This is a genomic window from Photobacterium sp. GB-1, assembly GCF_003026165.1.
In the GTDB taxonomy this organism is placed as follows: Bacteria; Pseudomonadota; Gammaproteobacteria; order Enterobacterales; family Vibrionaceae; genus Photobacterium.
Genome location: NZ_PYOB01000002.1, coordinates 266726 through 285172 on the forward strand (window position 1 = coordinate 266726; position 18447 = coordinate 285172).

General features: G+C 40.3%; 20 protein-coding genes and 1 riboswitch. Of the genes, 7 read left to right on the forward strand and 13 right to left on the reverse strand.

What is annotated here, in order from left to right; all coding sequences use genetic code 11:
- Positions 1-89 precede the first annotated feature (89 nt).
- The 4 genes from C9J45_RS03775 (at position 90) to purB (ending at position 4313) form a co-directional block, all read left to right on the forward strand.
- The gene (locus tag C9J45_RS03775) at positions 90-740 is read left to right on the forward strand and encodes a pseudouridine synthase (protein ID WP_107206168.1); all 651 of its coding nucleotides are present in this window, start codon (positions 90-92) and stop codon (positions 738-740) included.
- A 362-nt stretch (positions 741-1102) separates the two neighbouring features.
- Complete coding sequence (gene mnmA / locus C9J45_RS03780) at positions 1103-2218, forward strand: tRNA 2-thiouridine(34) synthase MnmA (RefSeq protein WP_107206167.1); 1116 nt, start codon at positions 1103-1105, stop codon at positions 2216-2218.
- Between the two features lie 12 nt (positions 2219-2230).
- Positions 2231-2848 (forward strand): high frequency lysogenization protein HflD, encoded by a 618-nt coding sequence (gene hflD / locus C9J45_RS03785; RefSeq protein ID WP_005368793.1) that lies wholly within the window; start codon positions 2231-2233, stop codon positions 2846-2848.
- A gap of 97 nt (positions 2849-2945) precedes the next feature.
- Entirely contained in the window at positions 2946-4313 is a 1368-nt protein-coding gene (gene purB, locus C9J45_RS03790) for an adenylosuccinate lyase (protein ID WP_107206166.1), read from the forward strand.
- Between the two features lie 74 nt (positions 4314-4387).
- On the opposite strand, the gene C9J45_RS21715 is transcribed toward purB, so the two are convergent.
- The 11 genes from C9J45_RS21715 to moaA all read right to left on the reverse strand — a co-directional run bounded on the left by C9J45_RS21715 (position 4388) and on the right by moaA (position 14002).
- Positions 4388-4615: an OmpA family protein gene (locus tag C9J45_RS21715; RefSeq protein ID WP_370445777.1), complete on the reverse strand. Its 228-nt coding sequence runs from the start codon at positions 4613-4615 to the stop codon at positions 4388-4390.
- A 375-nt stretch (positions 4616-4990) separates the two neighbouring features.
- The gene (oppF, locus tag C9J45_RS03800; protein ID WP_107206165.1) at positions 4991-5980 is read right to left on the reverse strand and encodes a murein tripeptide/oligopeptide ABC transporter ATP binding protein OppF; all 990 of its coding nucleotides are present in this window, start codon (positions 5978-5980) and stop codon (positions 4991-4993) included.
- A complete protein-coding gene (locus C9J45_RS03805; RefSeq protein WP_107206164.1) occupies positions 5980-6945 on the reverse strand; it encodes an ABC transporter ATP-binding protein in 966 nt (321 codons plus the stop codon). Before C9J45_RS03805 ends, oppF begins: the two co-directional genes overlap by 1 nt.
- 76 nt (positions 6946-7021) lie before the next feature.
- Positions 7022-7933 carry an oligopeptide ABC transporter permease OppC gene (gene oppC / locus C9J45_RS03810; protein WP_107246055.1) on the reverse strand — a complete coding sequence of 304 codons (912 nt, stop codon included), beginning with the start codon at positions 7931-7933 and terminating at the stop codon, positions 7022-7024.
- 16 nt (positions 7934-7949) lie between these two features.
- On the reverse strand, positions 7950-8870 hold the full coding sequence (gene oppB, locus C9J45_RS03815; RefSeq protein ID WP_107206163.1) for an oligopeptide ABC transporter permease OppB: 921 nt from the start codon (positions 8868-8870) through the stop codon (positions 7950-7952).
- An 84-nt stretch (positions 8871-8954) separates the two neighbouring features.
- Positions 8955-10586 (reverse strand): ABC transporter substrate-binding protein, encoded by a 1632-nt coding sequence (locus tag C9J45_RS03820; protein WP_107206162.1) that lies wholly within the window; start codon positions 10584-10586, stop codon positions 8955-8957.
- A 458-nt stretch (positions 10587-11044) separates the two neighbouring features.
- A complete protein-coding gene (locus C9J45_RS03825; protein WP_199187014.1) occupies positions 11045-11209 on the reverse strand; it encodes a hypothetical protein in 165 nt (54 codons plus the stop codon).
- A 529-nt stretch (positions 11210-11738) separates the two neighbouring features.
- Positions 11739-12182, reverse strand: coding sequence for a molybdopterin synthase catalytic subunit MoaE (gene moaE / locus C9J45_RS03830; protein WP_105059821.1), 444 nt, complete (start codon positions 12180-12182; stop codon positions 11739-11741).
- A gap of 3 nt (positions 12183-12185) precedes the next feature.
- A complete protein-coding gene (gene moaD / locus C9J45_RS03835) occupies positions 12186-12431 on the reverse strand; it encodes a molybdopterin synthase sulfur carrier subunit (protein WP_107206160.1) in 246 nt (81 codons plus the stop codon).
- Entirely contained in the window at positions 12428-12907 is a 480-nt protein-coding gene (gene moaC / locus C9J45_RS03840; RefSeq protein ID WP_005368821.1) for a cyclic pyranopterin monophosphate synthase MoaC, read from the reverse strand. The genes moaD and moaC overlap by 4 nt, the downstream gene beginning before the upstream one ends.
- Positions 12908-12997: 90 nt before the next feature.
- A complete protein-coding gene (moaA, locus tag C9J45_RS03845; RefSeq protein ID WP_158259265.1) occupies positions 12998-14002 on the reverse strand; it encodes a GTP 3',8-cyclase MoaA in 1005 nt (334 codons plus the stop codon).
- Positions 13976-14144, reverse strand: a riboswitch (molybdenum cofactor riboswitch). Its footprint overlaps the gene before it by 27 nt.
- Positions 14145-14328: 184 nt before the next feature.
- Between moaA and C9J45_RS03850 the strand changes: the two genes are divergently transcribed.
- The 3 genes from C9J45_RS03850 (at position 14329) to yvcK (ending at position 16347) form a co-directional block, all read left to right on the forward strand.
- Entirely contained in the window at positions 14329-14556 is a 228-nt protein-coding gene (locus C9J45_RS03850; RefSeq protein ID WP_107206158.1) for a hypothetical protein, read from the forward strand.
- Positions 14557-14768: 212 nt separating this feature from the next.
- A complete protein-coding gene (locus C9J45_RS03855) occupies positions 14769-15344 on the forward strand; it encodes an LON peptidase substrate-binding domain-containing protein (protein WP_107206157.1) in 576 nt (191 codons plus the stop codon).
- A 106-nt stretch (positions 15345-15450) separates the two neighbouring features.
- A complete protein-coding gene (gene yvcK, locus C9J45_RS03860; RefSeq protein ID WP_107245893.1) occupies positions 15451-16347 on the forward strand; it encodes a uridine diphosphate-N-acetylglucosamine-binding protein YvcK in 897 nt (298 codons plus the stop codon).
- On the opposite strand, the gene C9J45_RS03865 is transcribed toward yvcK, so the two are convergent.
- On the reverse strand, positions 16309-16668 hold the full coding sequence (locus tag C9J45_RS03865; RefSeq protein ID WP_107206155.1) for an Hpt domain-containing protein: 360 nt from the start codon (positions 16666-16668) through the stop codon (positions 16309-16311). The genes yvcK and C9J45_RS03865 overlap by 39 nt on opposite strands.
- Entirely contained in the window at positions 16669-18111 is a 1443-nt protein-coding gene (gene luxO / locus C9J45_RS03870; protein ID WP_107206154.1) for a quorum-sensing sigma-54 dependent transcriptional regulator LuxO, read from the reverse strand.
- Positions 18112-18447: the final 336 nt, after the last annotated feature.

Genomic DNA, 18447 nt, shown 5'->3' on the forward strand with positions numbered 1-18447 from the left:
ATACTTGAAATTTTAACGGTACGCCAATTGTGTTATTTTCACGTATAATAGACCTGTCTATACTACAAATCTCCATTACGGCAGTATTTATGAAGCCAAATACCATGATTCGTCAACCTAAACGTGCCAATAATGAGCGCAGGGCATCAAGAAAATTAAATAAACCGAAGCGAGCTCGCGGTCCACAAAAGATCATTTTATTTAACAAACCCTTTAACACTTTGACCCAGTTTTCTGGTGAACCGGGTGACAGTACACTTGCAGACTTTATTCCAGTAAAAGATGTTTACCCTGCTGGACGCTTAGATAAAGACAGTGAAGGTTTGTTAGTTTTAACCAATGATGGTGTGTTACAAGCTAGGTTAACGCAGCCCAAATCAAAGCAAGCAAAAGTGTATTGGGTACAAGTTGAAGGCGCACCAACAGAAGCTAATCTGCAAGCTTTACGTGATGGCGTAGAATTAAAAGACGGCATGACACTGCCTGCAGGTGTTGAAGTCATTGAATCACCAATGGTATGGGATCGTAATCCCCCCATTCGCGAACGTAAAAACATTCCAACGACATGGCTTGCTATTACACTAAAAGAAGGGCGTAATCGCCAAGTTCGCCGTATGACCGCGCATATCGGCCATCCAACATTACGCCTAATTCGCCATCAAATGGCACAATGGACGGTCAATGATCTTGCACCTGGTGAGTGGCGAGAGGTCACATTAGCCACCAGTGAACAATTGTAAACGCTGCTATTTATCTGTGTGATTGTTTCTTCTCTCAAATCACACAGATTACCAACTAAAATGTAAAACACTCTTTCTCTTCAAAAAAACTACACATTCATCACTATATCTATTATTATCGACCTAAATAGCAAACGTTTGCGCAACTAGAAAAACAGTCTACTTATACTTTATATTCACGGCTTATTTGGCTATTACCCATTGTATTAGTAGTGATTTTTTAATTTCAGCAATGATACAAGACAGCGCATTGCGCTATGTCACTTATTTATTGAAGTGTGATTCTGCTCTCGATCTGTTTCAGCTCAATGCTTTCTGTTAGAATTACGCTCTTAACACTAAATTAGCGACTGAAGAGAAATATGTCAGATAACAGCCAAAAGAAAGTCATTGTCGGCATGTCCGGCGGCGTAGATTCATCGGTATCCGCTTACCTACTCCTTCAACAGGGTTATCAAGTTGAAGGCTTATTTATGAAAAACTGGGAAGAAGACGATAACGACGAATACTGCTCTGCTGCAGAAGATCTCGCTGATGCACAAGCTGTATGTGACAAGCTGGGTATTCCTCTGCACACCATTAACTTTGCAGCAGAATACTGGGATAACGTTTTCGAGTACTTCCTAGCTGAATACAAAGCCGGTCGTACACCAAACCCAGATATTCTATGTAATAAGGAAATCAAATTTAAGGCATTCCTTGAATTTGCAGACGAAGTACTTGAAGCTGATTACATTGCTATGGGTCACTACACCCGTCGTAGCTTCCCGACAGCGGAAGGCGATAAACCACAAATGTTACGTGGTGTAGATAACAACAAAGACCAAAGCTACTTCTTGTACACCTTAAGTCACGAGCAGATCGCACGTAGCTTATTCCCTGTTGGTGAACTCGAGAAACCAGAAGTTCGTCGCATTGCAGAAGAGCAAGGCTTAATTACAGCGAAGAAAAAAGATTCAACAGGTATCTGTTTTATCGGTGAGCGTAAATTCACTGAGTTCTTAGGCAAATATCTACCCGCTCAGCCAGGTAAAATTGTTACCGCTGACGAAGGGAAAGAAATTGGTGAACACCAAGGCTTGATGTACCACACCCTAGGCCAACGTAAAGGCTTACATATTGGTGGTCAAAAAGGTGGTAATGGTCACGAAGATGCATGGTATGTGGTTGATAAAGATGTTAAAAACAACCTATTGATTGTTGGCCAAGGCAAAGATCACCCGCGCCTAAAGTCAAACGGTTTAATTGCGAAGCAATTGCACTGGGTTGATCGTCAACCAATTCGTGAAACAATGGCTTGTACGGTGAAAACACGTTACCGCCAGCAAGACATTCCTTGCACCATCATTCCTGTGGATGATGAAACCATTAAAGTGATTTTTGATGAGCCTCAAATTGCAGTTACTCCAGGTCAATCCGCGGTATTTTACAACGGTGAAATCTGCCTAGGTGGCGGCATTATTGAAGAGCGAATTTAAAGGAGTTTCACCGTGGCTTACACTGTTTATGATCGAACAATCGCCTTTGCTGGTATTTGCCAAGCGGTAAAACTGGTTCAGGAAGTTGCCAAGAATGGTAGCTGTGACAACGATATTCTAGCCGCAACATTAAATAGTATTGTTGAAACAACACCAAACAATACTATTGCTGTCTATGGAAATGAAGAAAACCTACGCATGGGCTTAGAGTCCATGGTGCGTGATATCGACAATAGCACGTCAGGTAGTGAAATTACTCGCTACTTAGTCAGTGTGATGGCATTAGAACGTAAGTTGGAAAGTCGTCGAGATAGTATGTCTCAGCTTGGTGATCGCATTGATATGCTTAAACGCCAGCGTGATCACTTCGAGCTACTTGACGAGCAAATGCTCAGTAATATCGCGAGTGTTTACCTCGATATTATTAGCCCACTTGGCCCTCGTATCCAAGTATCAGGCACACCTGCGCAATTACAACAATCTCACGTACAGCATAAAGTCCGTGCATTATTACTAGCGGCTGTTCGTGGTGCGGTACTGTGGCGTCAAGTCGGCGGCAAACGTCGCCACCTATTGTTTGGTCGTAAACAAATGATCGAGCAAGCAAAAATCTTGCTTGCGCGAAACTAAAAGCGACGATGTAAATATTCATAACATCTAGCTTTGGCTAATCCCTTAGCTAGATGAACAAATTGTTTTAACCCTTATAAATCAGGAGAGACCCAATATGGAACTGTCAGCATTGACTGCTGTTTCCCCAGTAGATGGCCGATACGGAAGTAAAACAAGCGCACTACGCAGCATTTTCAGTGAATTTGGTCTGCTAAAGTACCGCACAATCGTTGAAATCCGTTGGTTACAAAAATTAGCCGCTACTGACGCTATTGTGGAAGTTCCTGCATTCAGCCCTGAAGCTAACGCATTCTTAGATCGTGTTGCCGCTGAGTTTAGTGAAGAAGATGCATTACGCATTAAAACGATTGAGCGTACAACAAACCACGATGTTAAAGCGGTTGAATACTTCTTAAAAGAAAAAGTAGCTGAAGTGCCAGAGCTTCACGCTGTTAACGAATTCATCCACTTTGCATGTACTTCTGAAGATATTAACAACCTTTCTCACGCGCTTATGCTGACAGAAGCACGTGAAAAAGTGATGCTACCAGAAGTACGTAACGTGATTGATGCGATCAAAGATCTAGCAAATCAATTCCGTGATATTCCAATGCTTACTCGTACTCACGGTCAGCCAGCTTCTCCATCTACAATGGGTAAAGAAATGGCTAACGTGGCGTATCGTATGGAACGTCAATACAAGCAAATCGAAAACGTTGAAATTCTTGGTAAGATCAACGGCGCTGTAGGTAACTACAACGCTCACCTTTCAGCTTACCCTGAAATCGATTGGCACCAATACAGTGAAGAGTTCGTGACCTCTCTAGGTATCACTTGGAACCCTTACACAACACAGATTGAACCACACGATTACATCGCAGAGCTATTTGATGCATTCGCACGATTCAACACAATTCTTCTAGACTTTGACCGTGACGTTTGGGGCTACATTGCACTAGGTCACTTCAAGCAGAAGACGATTGCAGGTGAAATCGGCTCATCAACCATGCCGCACAAAGTTAACCCAATCGACTTTGAAAACTCTGAAGGTAACCTTGGCCTAGCGAATGCTATCTTCGGTCACCTAGCACAAAAACTGCCTGTTTCTCGCTGGCAGCGCGACCTAACTGACTCAACAGTACTTCGTAACCTAGGGGTAGGTTGTGGTTATGCAATTATTGCTTACACATCAACACTGAAAGGCATTAGCAAGCTAGAAGTTAACGCTGATGCGTTAGCAGCAGAGCTTGATAAGAACTGGGAAGTATTGGCAGAGCCTGTACAAACAGTAATGCGTCGTTACGGTATCGAAAAGCCATACGAGAAGCTAAAAGAGCTAACTCGTGGTAAGCGTGTTGATGGCGAAGGTATGCGTGTATTCATCGATGGTCTTGACCTACCTGAGCATGAAAAAGCACGTCTAAAAGAGCTAACACCAGCAAACTACATTGGTGATGCTGTTAAGCTAACTGACAAGCTATAATGTCGTTCTAAACGGGATTAAAAAAGGCGAGAAGGGTGACCTTTCTCGCCTTTTCTTTATCTCGAATTTATCCATTAGACTTCCGTGAACATCACCAAACCACGTCGGTTCAATACATTAGCTTTTAAACAGTGTCCTTTCACGATGGGATTCTTCTCACCAAAATATTTCACTTCAAACTGATAATGACTTTCATCAATTCGCACTTTTATATAGCTTTCAATCGCATGTGAACGAGGCAGCGATAAAGCTTCATTATAGCTATCACTCCCTTGATAATCGGTATGACCTGTAATTAAGATATCTTCTTAAAGTGACTGAATTTTAGTAAAAAAAACATCTAACTATTTAATGTCTTCTGATTTTAAAACCGCTTTAGCGAGATCAAAGACAAATATATTTTCTTATCTTCCGCTATTGCTTGCGGTTTAAGTACTGAAATTTAATGGCCAATCGGTTTTCATTACTATCAATCAACGTCGTGTTTGCGAGCATAATGTACAGAAGAATATCACGGCAGATTGCATTGAAGTCACAATGAATGAAAGCTTAAGCAATGCGTTAAAACGCGCTGTGTATATTCTGTATCAAAATAAGAACATCACAGAGCAACTGAAAAATTACCAATAAAAAAGCGGTTTCTATATAGAAAGCCGCTTTTTGTAATTAAACACAATTTACGCTACATGTAAGCATGACACCGCATGAACATCGTTACCTTTTAGTTGCGGCTGTTGCTCTGCACACAATGATGTGGCATTTGGGCAACGGGTTCTAAATACGCAGCCTGAAGGGGGGTTCATTGGTGACGGTAAATCCCCTTCAAGCAATTCGATATGCTTGTTACGTTCCAATTCTGGATCTGGGATTGGCACAGCAGACATTAATGCCTTGGTATAAGGGTGCTGAGGCTCGGCAAACAGGGCTTCACTTTCCCCCATCTCAACCGCATTACCTAAGTACATCACCAACACACGATCAGAGATATGCTTCACAACCGAAAGATCATGAGCAATAAAAATCAAACTAAGACCCATCTCTTTTTGTAACGATTTAAGTAGATTAACTACCTGAGCCTGAATCGATACATCAAGTGCTGATACCGGCTCATCACAAATGATCATTTTAGGTTTTAAGATCAATGCCCGCGCAATACCAATACGTTGACACTGCCCGCCAGAAAATTCATGAGGATAACGGTTAATCACGTTAGGTAATAAACCCACTTTAGTCATCATCGCTTGTACTTGCTGCTTTACATCATCAGCTGAAAGCTTTGGATAAAACGCTTTTAATGGCTCTGCAATAATTTCACCCACCGTCATACGTGGGTTTAATGATGCTAATGGATCTTGAAAGATCATTTGAATTTCTTTACGCTTCTCTCGCAAAGCTTCACGCTTCAACTTTGTCAAATCTTGACCAAGCCAGACCACTTGCCCATCCGTTGCTTCAACTAAACCAATAACAGCACGAGCAAAAGTGGATTTACCACAGCCAGACTCACCCACTACACCGAGTGTTTCACCTTCATAAATACGGATATTAATGCCATCAACGGCTTTTAATTTAAGTGGCGGTGTCCATGGCCAAGCAGATTTTGCTGCAATGTTGAAGTGAACTTTAAGATCATTTACATCTAATAATAATTTCTTTTCTGTGCTCATTACCATGCCCTCATATCAGAAAAACACGCGCGTAAACGACCATCATCGAACGGAGTTAAGATCGGCGACTCTTGTTTACAACGTGCTGATACACGATGACATCGATCTTGATATGGACACCCCGTAGGTAAACGTAATAAATTCGGCGGATTTCCAGGAATAGTTGGTAACTCCTCCCCTTCAGTATCTAAACGAGGGATAGCACGCAATAAACCTTCGGTATAAGGATGGCTTGGTTGATAGTAGATATCATTGATCTTACCGTATTCCATCGTTCGACCGGCATACATCACAAGTACTTTGTCACAGCTCCCCGCGACGACACCAAGATCGTGAGTGATCATTATGATTGAAGTATTAAAATCTTTCTTCAAATCATTCAGTAATTCCATGATCTGTGCTTGAACGGTTACATCAAGTGCTGTTGTCGGCTCATCAGCAATCAACAACTTAGGACGACACAATAACGCCATTGCGATCATCACACGCTGGCGCATACCGCCTGAAAATTCATGCGGGTACATGCCAATCCGTTTACGTGCTTCTGGGATCTTAACCGCATCCAACATGCGAACAGACTCTTCAAACGCTTCAGACTTACTCATGTTTTTGTGCAGCATTAATACTTCCATGAGCTGATCGCTCACTTTCATATAGGGATTTAGCGATGTCATCGGGTCTTGAAAAATCATCGCGATTTGTTCTGCTCGAATTTTATTCAGCGCCTTTTCAGGCATATTTAAAATTTCATTACCTTCAAATTTAGCACTACCACTGATCTTACCGTTCTTCGCCAGTAACCCCATGATGGCAAAAACGGTTTGGCTTTTACCTGAACCTGATTCACCTACAATACCCAAGGTTTCTCCAAGGTTCAGCGAGAAATTAAGATCGTTAACCGCAGTAACAATACCGTCAGGCGTGGTAAATTCGACACGCAGATCTTTTACATCTAATAAGCTCATATTACGTCCTTATAATGAAGCAAGCTGATCAACTTTATTGTTCTAGCAGCATGTGTTGCCAACCAGCTTCATCCAGTTATCTATCTTTTGGATCCAATGCGTCACGTAGGCCGTCACCCACGTAGTTAAAACAGAACAGTGTCACAACCATGAAACTTGCAGGGAATATCAACTGCCAAATAGCCACTTCCATTGTTTGTGAACCTTCTTGTAGTAAAGCACCCCAACTTGTCATTGGTTCCTGTACCCCTAAGCCTAGGAAGCTAAGGAAAGATTCAGTCAGAATCATTGACGGAACAAGTAACGTTGAGTAAACCGCCACAATACCTAAGACGTTAGGCACAATATGGCGAGTGATAATACGCCAGCGACTCACGCCACAAACATGGGCTGCTTCAATAAACTCTTTACCACGTAAAGACAGGGTTTGACCGCGAACAATACGGGCCATGTCGAGCCATGAAATGGCACCAATCGCAATAAATATCAACATGATGTTACGACCAAAAAACGTCACTAAAACAATCACGAAGAACATAAATGGGATTGAATATAAAATCTCTAGAATACGCATCATCACACGGTCAGTTCGACCGCCTATGAATCCCGATGCGGCACCATATAGCGTACCAATCACCACCGCGACTAATGCACCTAAAATACCGACCATCAGTGAGATCCGCCCACCAATCAGGGTTCGAGTATATAAGTCACGGCCTAAACTATCAGTACCAAAAAAGTGCCCTTCAGCACCGAGTGATGGCGCGGCATGTAGCGCATACCAGTCAGTATCATCAAACGCATACTGGCTAAACATTGGACCGAAAATAACAGCAAAGGTAATTAACAATAAAATCGCTAAAGAAATCATTGCCGCTTTATTTCGCATGAAACGCACACGCGCATCTTGCCAAAGACTACGGCCTTCAATTTCCAAGTTTTCTGAAAAGTTCTCTAAGGCTTCTACACTATCTTTTTTCATTAACATCATAATTATTAGCCTCTTAGTAACGGATCTTAGGGTCAATTGTTGCGAGAACAATATCCACAATGGCGTTAAAGATAATGGTTAATGAACCAATCAAAATAGTAATACCAAGTACTAACGAATAATCACGGTTAAACGCTGCATTTACGAATAGCTTACCAATACCCGGTAAACCAAAAATGGTTTCGATAACGACAGAACCCGTAATGATGCCAACGAAAGCAGGCCCCATATAAGAAACAACAGGAAGAAGTGCAGGCCTTAAAGCGTGTTTAATGACGATGTAAGGGTAACTTAACCCTTTCGCACGCGCAGTACGAATGAAGTTACTGTTTAACGTTTCAATCATGCTACCACGAGTAATACGGGCAAACGTGGCGACGTAGAGAAGCGCCATACCAAACATCGGTAGCAATACAAATTTTGTAGAGCCGTCTTGCCAACCACCCGCAGGTAGCCACTGCAGCTTAATCGAGAATATGTAGATAAGAACCGGTGCGAGAATGAAGGACGGCATAACCACCCCCGCCATCGCTGTCGACATAATTGTATAATCGAGCCAGGTATTTTGTTTCAACGCCGCAATAGTGCCAACAGCTACCCCCATCACTAACGCAAAAATAAAGGCGAAGAAGCCAATTTTTGCCGATACAGGTAAGGCTTTTGCCACCAACTCGTTAACAGTGAAATCTTTGTATTTAAAAGACGGACCAAAATCACCTTGGACAATATTGCCAAGATAGGTGGTGTATTGCTCTAAAACTGGTTTATCTAAGCCGTATTTCGCTTCGATATTTGCCATAACCTCAGGTGGAAGAGGACGATCACTTGAAAAAGGATTACCTGGTGCAAAGCGCATCAAGAAGAAAGAAATTGTGATCAATACCAATAAAGTCGGTATGGCTTCTAAAATCCGTTTAGCTATGAATTTAAACATAAACGCTACCGTGTAATTGCTGTGAGTGCAAAAGCAGCCTTCATTCCCCGAAGGCTGCATATTATTATTTTTATTTAGCGCGAATTATTTCGCTGTGAAGTACATATCTTTTGAGTAGATATTATCTTCTGGGTTTTCCATTGGGTAACCGCCTAATTGAGGGTTAACCAAGCGCGCATTGACATAATGGTAGATAGGCATGATAGGCATATCTGCAGCAAGTTTTGCTTCAGCTTGTTTATAATCAGCAGAACGCTGTGCATCTGTTGTTGCTAGTACCGCATCATCAATCGCTTTATCGTAATCAGCACTTGAATATTTCGGGTAGTTTTGTGAATGATCACTTCGCATAATAGCTAGGAATGTTGATGCTTCATTGTAGTCACCACACCAGCCTGCACGTGAAACATCAAAGTTCCCCTGACGTTTAGCATCGAGGTAGCTCTTCCACTCTTGGTTTTCTAGCGTTGCACTAACGCCTAAGCCTTTTTTCCACATTGAAGCTATCGCAACAGCCACTTTCTTGTGGTTTTCAGATGTATTGTAAAGCAGGCTAAATTTCAGAGGATTATTTTGGTCGTAACCCGCCGCTTTCAATAACTCTTTTGCTTTCGCTAAGCGTTGCTTGGGATCAAGCTTCGAGTACTCAGGCATATCAACGTCTAAGCCATTGGTTGCCAATGGTGTAAAGTTGTAAGCCGGCGTTTCTCCTTTACCTACGATAAATTTCGCCAATACATCACGATCAATGGCATATGACAGTGCTTTACGTACGTTTGCATCATCAAAAGGTTTACGTGTCATATTAAATTCGTAGTAGTACGAACATAGATATGGCGTAACTTTCACATTTTGTGGGTATTCTTTTTGCAGACGTTTAAAGTGCTCGTTTGGCATTTCGTACGTCATATCTAGCTCACCCGCTAAGAAGCGGTTCATTGCAGCAACTTGGTTTTCAATCGGTAAGAACGTTACTTTGTTAATAACGGTATCTTTGTTATCCCAGTAATTCTCATTACGAGTCAGTACAATACGCTCGTTAACCACCCACTTATCTAACTTGTATGCACCGTTAGATACATAGTTACCTACTTTCGTCCAATCATCGCCAAACTTTTCCACTGCTTTTTGATTTACAGGTTTCATTGAAGTATGAACAAGCATGGATGCGAAGTAAGACACTGGCTTATCCAATGTTACTTTTAAAGTATGTGTATCAACCGCTTCAACGCCTAATGTATCTGCTGGTTTTTTCCCTGCAATGATATCTTCAGCGTTTGCCATTGTTGTCATTTGAATATATGACGCGTAAGGAGATGCTGTTTTTGGATCCGCTAAACGGCGCCATGTATAAACAAAATCATCCGCCGTAACAGGATCACCATTAGACCATTTTGCATCTTCACGAAGGTGGAAGATCCAAGTTTTATTATCTGTTGTATCCCACGACTTAGCGGCACCTGGTACTAAGTTACCTTTACTATCTTGGTTTACTAACCCTTCAAGTAAATCACGAATAACATTTGATTCAGGTACACCTGATACTTTTTGCGGATCTAGCGATTCTGGCTCGGTTCCATTACCGCGAACAAGCTCTTGCTTATCAGCAAGTTTTACATCAGAGGGTACTTGTGCCGCAAAAGAAGAAAAAGAAGTGGCGGCTACGGCAAAACTTGCACTCATCATGAGTGCTTGAGTGATTTTATTCTTGTACATGCATTACTCCAATACATCAGTTTATTACGTCCGTGACGTTCTTCATTTGGCTACTCTAAATAGCTTTATTGGCTAGTTTTTATCCTAAAACAGGCCGATCAAACCGAAGAATTATTCAAAACGTTACCAGAATATAAATATATTTACCATATTTTAACAATTAAAAGCTTCTTTATGCTAATAAGATCACTATTCATCAGTTTTTAATACTATTAATAACAATGTAATTAACGTTTCATTTCTATAAACACTCAAAAAATAGAAAATAACACTATATAAAACCAACATATAACCAAATAAGCAGTAAATAAACTCAATAAAAACCCAAAATGCAGCTTATGAAACCTAAAAAACTAAACACTAAAGCAACATTATATTTACATTTTTGTTTCACGCACAAAAAAGCATCGATACTATCGATGCTTTTTTATTCAACTATTATAGGAAATATGGGGAAATTACTTATTTTCGCTATCTAACTGAATCAATTGTTTATCGTCACTTACTGATTGCTCTCTTTGCTCTAATAACAATTGCGACTCATTATCCTCTGGCTGATCTGTCATACCAATATCATGCATAATTTGTTTCATTTTTTTATTAGATACGCGTCTGTGCTTCATTGAACCCTCCGCTGTCAAGCTATGCCAGTAGACCTCAATTACCACTTATCCTGCTTGGTCTAACACCAGCAACTAATTTCTATTTAATAACTAACCGCATTTAAAATATGGCACACATCTACACAGTTCGCCTCTAATCTGCCATAAAACTTTATTTCTTATTTTTAAATAACTAAAAATGATTAACAATTTCACTGATAGATAGTTTTATTATATCGACATGTTTATCCATGATTTTACATACAAAACATAAAAAAGAGGGGTAATATTATTAATGTAAAGTATTTATGCTTTATTTAAAAAATATTAAAGAATAACCCACTTAATTCCATTTTAAAGAGTATTCTATGAGACCAGTAGGTTGTGCGTCACGCCCAAGCCCATCACGTTTTCGCCCTAATTACGTACCATCTAGCGTGATAACACGTGATAAAAACAAGAAGAATGATCAATCGCAATAACCTAGAACCATCTACTGCTTTATAAGTAAAAAAAAGGAGCCTTGCGGCTCCTTTCTTTTATTCATTTGCTATTTCCAGCGATCAGCGGCTGATGTATCCGTTTCTCGAGCATCCACCCAACGGCTTTGCTCTGGTGTTTGTTCTTTTTTCCAAAAAGGTGCACGGGTTTTTAAAAAATCCATGATGAACTCACACGCTTCAAAAGCTGCGCCACGGTGGGCACTTGTTACACCCACAAACACAATCTGATCACCTAATGCCAAATCACCTACACGGTGAATGACACGTGTTTTAAGCAATGGCCAACGTTGGTGTGCTTGATCAACGATCTCTTGAAGCGATTTTTCCGTCATTCCAGGATAATGCTCTAAAGATAGTCCCGTCACAGCATCACCTTGATTAAAATCACGTACTTTACCGATAAAAGTTACAACGGCACCAGCTTCTGTGCCTTCTGCTAACTTTTCGTATTCATCAGCAACCGAGAAATCATCAAACTGAACAGAAATCATCACTTATCCCCCTGTTACTGGTGGAAAAAATGCGACTTCATCACCATCAGTTAATGGCGTATCTAGTGAACAAATAGTTTGATTGACAGCAACAAGTAACTTGCCTGATTCTAATGCCAATTGCCATTTATCGCCACGTGTTGCCAATGCTTCACGTAGCGCATCAGCTGTAGAATAAACCATATCAATTTCAAGGCTATCTGTACCTACAAGCTCTTTTACTTGAGCAAAAAAGAGAACCTTAATCATGCTTCTACCTTAAAGTGACCTGATTTACCGCCTGTTTTTTCTAGCAGACGCACTTGGCTAATCACCATATCTTTTTGTACCGCTTTACACATATCATAAATCGTTAATGCAGCAACAGAAGCAGCAGTTAATGCTTCCATCTCTACACCCGTTTTACCTGCTAGCTTACAGCAAGACTCAATACGGACTTTGTTTTCAGCTGGAATCGCTTCTAACTGTACTTCAACTTTCGAAAGTAGCAACGGATGACAAAGTGGGATCAGATCCCATGTTTTTTTGGCCGCTTGAATGCCAGCAATGCGCGCTGTTGCGAACACATCACCTTTATGATGCTGACCTGACACAATCAGCTCTAACGTTTCTGCTGCCATATGAACAAAAGCTTCTGCACGTGCTTCACGAACGGTTTCCGCTTTAGCAGAAACATCAACCATGTTGGCTTCACCTGATGCATTAATGTGTGTAAATTGATTCATTATTTAATCGTTCCTCAACGAAGCGATACGAAGCCTAGTAGAGATATTTATCTCAACTAGGTTCTCTAAAATTAGGAAAAGTAGACAGAATTAACCGCCAATGGATGCTAGGTTTGGCGTCATACCTGTTTTGCCTTCATCCAAGAAATGGCTTACCGCTTTTTCACCTAGCCCTGCTTGAATACGTGCAATTAATAATTCTTTTTGATCATCACTTGCCAGTAAATCACGCAACTCAACACCTTGTTCACCAAACAAACAAAGATGTAATTTACCTTTCGCAGAAATTCGTAAACGGTTGCAGCTTTGACAGAAATTCTTTTCGTAAGGCATGATCAAGCCAATTTCGCCCATATAATCGGGGTGACAAAAAACTTGTGCTGGGCCGTCATTACTACCTTTTATTTTCAGTAGCCAACCATTAGCGATCAAATGATTACGAATACTCACCCCTGAAAGGTGATGATTTTGAAAAAGACTGTCCATTTCGCCAGTTTGCATCAATTCAATAAAACGTAATTGAATTGGACGAGTTTTAATCCACTCTAAAAACTTAGGTAACTCTTGTGAATTAAGGTCTTTAAGAAGTACCGTATTGATTTTAACTTGCTCAAAGCCAGCATCAAAAGCCGCATCAATGCCATCCATTACCTGATGGAACATATTCTCACCGGTAATTTGATAAAACATTTTAGGATCAAGACTATCAACACTCACATTGATATGCGTTAAGCCAGCATCGCGCCATTCGTGGACGTGCTTAGCCATACGATAACCATTAGTGGTTGTCGCTACTTTATTGATCCCAGGAATTTCAGCTACCGTTTTGATGATATCAGTAAAATCACGACGTAAACTCGGCTCACCACCTGTGATACGTATTTTACTGGTGCCACACTCAGCAAACGCTGATGCAACTCGCTGAATCTCATCCAATGTTAGAAAAGAAGGTTTTTTCTTTTCTGTTGGATGATAGCCATCTGGCAAGCAATAGGTACATTTGAAGTTACAGACATCTGTAACAGAGAGTCGCAAGTAGTAAAACTTACGATGGAAACTATCTTCTAATTGTTTCGCCACGGAACACCTTTCCAAATACGGGAGGTCAATTCATTTCTAAATAAACCCTGGTGACAAATCGTCACTGGCATTAATCACCTATCAACTTTTGGACGTATATATAATGTCCAACATCACTTAGTAACTTAGTGAAAAATGCTCGGAGTTATGGCAGTTATGCAAAGCAAATCATTCCTTGAAATAATATTACACAACAGCATTTCTTAATATAAAAGTATCAGAGTTTTTCCGTATTTGACAAATATTGGAAAAAAACACTCTGTATTCTACCTTTCGAGTAAGATCACGACAATACTAGTTAATAATTTAAGCCACAATTTACCAATAAAAGTGAGGGTATTATGGCAAATATAATGGAATCGGCTTCAATCGAAGATATCGCTCTCTATTTACAGCGAGAAGACGGTATTGATGCAGAGTCAGCACAAAATGCTGCTCAGCAAGTCATTGATGGTTTTATAGATATGCGTGATAAAGGGCTCATAAAAGGTTGGTATTTTGATGAGTTAGGGCATTTAGAACTGCTTCCTACCGACACGGCATTATCAATAATTGAGCGTCAAAAATAACACTGAACTAATGTTATTTTGCAAATGTTGATTTTCAAACTGCAATCAACATTAAGCTTGATTAACTTAAAATTAAGTCAAAAGCAGACACACTTTGATTAAAAGCTCATGAACTCAATGATAAAGCCACGTGAACGCCTTAACTTTTAGTCGGCATTAGTTTTGCATTGTCTACATAGCTAGGCATTGCTAATCTTACTATGGAGTTCCTTATGGCTAAAGTATTACCGCTACTTTTTCAAAAGCGCCATGTTCTTCCTACTGGTCGGATGCAAATCTATATCTCGCCAGTCGATCAAACACCTACCTTGAAAGCGGCACTCGCTTCAAAAGATGGGTTAGGTATTTGTATGTATAGCAATCGAAAGGAAGCTCAACATTTATTTCATATCGGTACTCGTGTCACGATTGATGATTTCAACCAAGAGCAAGGCTCCCCGTTTATAAAACTCACCGTTTCAGGTCATAATAACTTTAAGATCCAGTCGATAAAACAAACAACCGATGGTGTTTTTTGGGGAGAAACGACGCCTTTACCCTGCTGGGAAGAAATCGCAATCAATAAAGAGCAACAATTACTTGCGATTCGGCTGAAGAAAATGTTTGAAAAATTCCCTGATCTTGATGAGCTATACAAATCCAAAGACTTCAATAACCTCAGCTGGTTATGTCAACGTTGGTTAGAAATATTACCGTTACCTACTATCGATAAGCAGCATTTACTCAATAAGCCAACCTGTTTGAATACTTACGATTATTTAATGAGTATGATTAAAACAAGCCACTAATCTATTTTAAGTGAGATACCACAGGTAATTTACACAGCAAAAAATGCAATACAATACATTTTTTGATAACCTGAACGCTTATAAGCAATATTAAAAAGCCAACACTATACTTAAGGCAGATAAATTGAAAAAGAATATTGTTGCCATCGGTGGCGGTCATGGCCTAGGACGGATCTTATCCTCGCTTTCTTGTTACGGTTCAAAAGTAACGGGTATTGTCGCAACAACCGATAATGGTGGTTCAACGGGTCGTATTAGAGCTTGCCAAGGCGGTATTGCTTGGGGCGATATGCGTAACTGTATTAATCAATTAATTACAGAGCCATCGATTGGTTCGATGATTTTTGAATACCGTTTTAAAGGTAATGGTGAGTTGAATGGTCATAACCTCGGTAACTTAATGCTTACAGCATTAGATAACCTCTCAATTCGCCCACTTGATGCCATTAATCTGATCCGAGATATGCTAAATGTTGAAACTCAGATCATTCCAATGTCAGAACACCCATCAGATCTCGCTGCCATTACCTACAGTGGCGAGATTATAAATGGTGAAACCAGTGTTGATGAATTACAAGAAGTACCTAAACGTCTTTATCTTGAGCCCGCAGTGCCGGCAACAAAAGAAGCTTTAAACGCAATCAATCAAGCTGATTTGATATTACTCGGCCCTGGTAGTTTCTTAACAAGCGTTATGCCTATCTTACTGTTACGTGATTTAGGTATCGCGTTAAAAAACAGTAACGCACAAATCGTGTTTATTACTAACCTAGATAAGGAACATGGCCCTGCTGGGAAAATGTCACTAGAGACCATGTTACATTGGTGTGAAAGAGCAATGAATGGACGCAAGATAGATACAATCTTGACCGATAAACTTCATACAGATTTAAACAATAAATTTAATCTGCAAATTGAAGATCTTGCATCCAGTAATCATGAGTGGAGACATGACCGAGACAAGTTAAAGCATGCGGTTGATAAGCTCATTGTTTCCTGCTAGTTGCTTATATTCAACCACCATACCTTCGACCATTTGTCTAAATTCAGGCAAATGGTCAATCATCCAATCATCTTGTCCTTGTTTTACTCGATATTCACATTCTTGTGCCATTAATGCTAAATCGTCCGCGCCAAAACTTGCGGCGCTACTTTTTATTGCATGGCTAATTTCGCCAATTTGATCAACGGAAGGATGTGCCGATAATTGCTTTGAATACTGTTCTAATTCATCACTGAAAACATTTAATAGCAATGACACGGTGTCCTCACCAACTTCATCAGCAAGGCGTTTAATTGTCTCAGAATTTATCGTTGTTGGCATTTAATCCATCTCCCTAGCACTGGTATTAGTGTCTTGCCAAGATTGCAATTTACGATATATCGTTGATGGACTGACTTCTAGTAAGCCTGCGGCTCTTGGAATATTGCCATCGCAAGCATCAATCGCCCATTGTATCGCTCTTTTTTCTACAACCCAGAGCGGCTCAATTTTATTTTTATGATGATCATGTGAATAAATAGATTCATCAGCAAGGCTTTCTCTCTGTACTTTCTCAGGTAGAGCCTTAGGATAAGATGCAATTTCTACACCGTTAATTGAATTAATAGGCGGCGGAACCATTTCAAGTTTGACTTCATCATCAGTATTTAAAACCACAATATTACGGATCACATTTTGTAATTCACGTACATTACCAGGCCAAGAGTAGGACTCAAATAACCGTAAAACTGGCTCAGAAAAACGACTAAAGCTTTTACCTTCTTCCAACGACATCAAACCTAATAATGCATGAGCAATCTCTATAATATCTCCGCCACGCTCCCGTAACGGCGGTAAAGAGATAGGAATAACATGTAAACGGTAGTAAAGATCTTCTCGAAATCTGCCTTCTTGCACTTCCTCCCAAGGGTTTCGGTTAGTTGCACAAACAAAACGGACATCAACACTACTCATTTTTGATGAGCCGACTTTTTGATAGGTTCCAGTTTGAATAAATCGTAGCAATTTACTTTGCAAATCAAGATCCATTTCGCATAGCTCATCAAGCATTAGCGTACCATGATGTGCCATTTCAACGGCACCTTGTCGCTCCGTTGAAGCTCCTGTAAAGGCACCTTTTACATGGCCAAACAATTCACTTTCAATGAGATCTTTAGGTATAGCAGCACAGTTTAGAGCAATAAACGGTTTATCATGACGTGGGCTGGCTGCATGAATCGCTTCTGCACACACTTCTTTACCCGTACCACTTTCACCCGTGATAAATACCGTCGCTTTACTTGAAGCTGCAGATTCAATAACGCGATATACCGCCTGCATTGGTAAACTATTACCAATAAATCCTTGGTATTGTGCTCCATCTGATTGCTTGGATTGAGTACTGGTATTCGATTTACTTTCGGCTTTAAGCGCTTTGTTTACCGTAATTCGTAATCGATCAGCCTCACAAGGTTTAATTAAAAAGTCTTGTGCGCCATAACGAATAGCTTCAACCGCTATATCAATCGAACCATGTGCAGTCATTATTACAACAGGAACATTACCGTGCTCTTTTCTCACACGTTCAAGCACTTCCATTCCCGTCATATCAGGTAAACGGAGATCTAATAAAATTAGATCAGGAATTATATCTTGAATAAAGCTCAGTGCTTCCTTCCCTGTACCAACAATGCTTACATTAAGTCCAAGAGGGTTTAAGTAAGATTTGTACAAGGCCGCAACTGACGCTGTATCTTCAACCATTAATACTTGGCGTTGCTGCATTCTGCTCTCCATTGCTCCTCCTAAAACAAGCCCCTTAAACTAATTGTAATCAATAGAAAAAAATATGGGGGATAGATTTCTTTTTTTTCAATTATCTCATATTGACTCGCAAATTGATTCGCAAATTGCGAATATTTGTTTTTATTTGTGCTGTAGCACAAGCAAATAAGTGCTACCCAAAGACAGAAAACACGCTGGATTGTATAAAAAAATACGACTTTTAAAAGTTGGCACACTACATGCTTTATATAACGTGACTCTTAATTTAAGAGTCAACCTAGCCAACTGACGTTGTTTGTGGATTTTTTTCACTAAAACAATGACGCCAACCGAACC